This window comes from Sulfitobacter sp. EhC04 (assembly GCF_001650875.1).
Classification (GTDB): domain Bacteria; phylum Pseudomonadota; class Alphaproteobacteria; order Rhodobacterales; family Rhodobacteraceae; genus Sulfitobacter.
Genome location: NZ_LXYI01000076.1, coordinates 1 through 1,351, shown reverse-complemented (window position 1 = coordinate 1,351; position 1,351 = coordinate 1). Strand labels below are relative to the sequence as shown.

The following is a 1,351-nucleotide window of genomic DNA, read 5'->3' as shown; positions in this document are numbered from 1 at the left end:
CACAGAAATAAGACGATTCCATAGAGTCAGGATAAGGCATGGTGCCGCAGGGCCCGGTGCCGAAAATCGGCGGTGATCTCCTTGCTTTGGTCGAACCATGCATGCACCGCGATGAAATCATCGACCGTGCCGCCCCATTTCTTCACTGAGGACAGGGCGTGGTGGTAGGGATGTGCCATCGTCGCCCCCTCAGAAATCGTGCGTGTAAAGTTCGGACGAGGTGAAGCGCTCGTTGAACTCGAGATGGATGCAGCGGGCGGCGGCGTCGAAGCAGAACTCGCCGTAGGCGCCGTCGTTGTTTTCCCAACCGTCATGGGTATCGGAGAGGAAGTCGTAGGTGAGCTGCTCGACAACATCCTCCAGTGACAGGCTGCGCATCTCGACCTCGGGATCATCCCACGTCAGCGCGGCATAGGGGATTTCAGTCGCGGGGAAGTCGACAGCCGTCTCGCCCGCCCAGGCGCCGATGCTTTCGATCTGGCCGCTGTCACCGGCCCCGTCGAAGGTCACGGTGACATGGGTGATGCCGGCGGCCATGAGGCCATCGAACAGGCGGTCTTTGTTGCATGGGCGCAGGGCGAGGGTCCGGGCGGTGCGTTCGGCATGCGCGGCAAGGATCGCCCCGAAATCGACAGTGGAAGGTCGCAGCGGGGCGGCCAGAGTGGGTTCAGTCTGGGTCATGGATATCTCCGTTCGGTAAGGACAGGTCAGCCCCCCGGGAGGCGCACTCTTCTGCACCCCCGAAGGCTCAAACCATTCCCAGCCCTCCTCTGTCTCTTGGGCGTCACGCCGCGATCTGCAGCGCGCGGGCGGCAAAAGCACGCCAGAGCGGGTCGACAAGGCGGGCATCCAGCAGATCGGCACGGTGACGCAACCGCTGCGCCAATTCAGGCTCGTGCCAATCAATGGCACGGCCAGCTTGGGCGCGAAGTTGAACCGCCTCGGTCACGACGGCCCGCGCCTCAAGAGCATTGGCGACAGGGTGGCACCAAGCCACGGCGCCATGACTGGCAGCCCCGACAAGAACCAGGCGCTGGTCGCAATCAAGGATGGCCAGAAACTGCGGCGCTGCATCGGAGCCGTTATTCTCCGCATGCTCAAACGCCCCCTGCATGGCATCGGCCAACGTCGCGAAACGCTCAACGACCACGGGGGCAGCGGTGCCCGACATCAGGGCTGCCGGCGTCCGTTGCATCCGGGTCAGCGCGAAAGGCAGGCTGGAATCAGAAGCGACAGCCGGGCCATTTGGGACAGGACCCATCGGGCGCGAGTTCGGCTGGATAGGCAGGGGAAGGTCAAACATGGCAATATCTCCAACGGCGCGGGAAGCCACTCTCCCCGCCTCATCCGT

2 protein-coding genes and 1 pseudogene are annotated in these 1,351 nt (G+C 63.5%); all 3 read right to left on the bottom strand.

Annotation, left to right across the window (positions count from 1 at the left end; all coding sequences use genetic code 11):
• Positions 1-35: 35 nt before the first annotated feature.
• Positions 36-179: pseudogene (locus A8B82_RS24270) on the bottom strand (DUF6915 family protein); the annotation flags it as partial.
• A gap of 10 nt (positions 180-189) precedes the next feature.
• The gene (locus tag A8B82_RS21255) at positions 190-681 is read right to left on the bottom strand and encodes a DUF6878 family protein (protein ID WP_067297141.1); all 492 of its coding nucleotides are present in this window, start codon (positions 679-681) and stop codon (positions 190-192) included.
• Between the two features lie 103 nt (positions 682-784).
• A complete protein-coding gene (locus A8B82_RS21250; protein ID WP_067297139.1) occupies positions 785-1,303 on the bottom strand; it encodes a DNA repair protein RadC in 519 nt (172 codons plus the stop codon).
• Between the last annotated feature and the right edge of the window lie 48 nt (positions 1,304-1,351).

Excerpts from the sequence above, each read along its gene's own strand:
- A8B82_RS21255 (WP_067297141.1), bottom strand. The coding sequence starts at position 681 with ATGACCCAGACTGAACCCACTCTGGCCGCCCCGCTGCGACCTTCCACT.
- A8B82_RS21250 (WP_067297139.1), bottom strand. The coding sequence starts at position 1,303 with ATGTTTGACCTTCCCCTGCCTATCCAGCCGAACTCGCGCCCGATGGGT.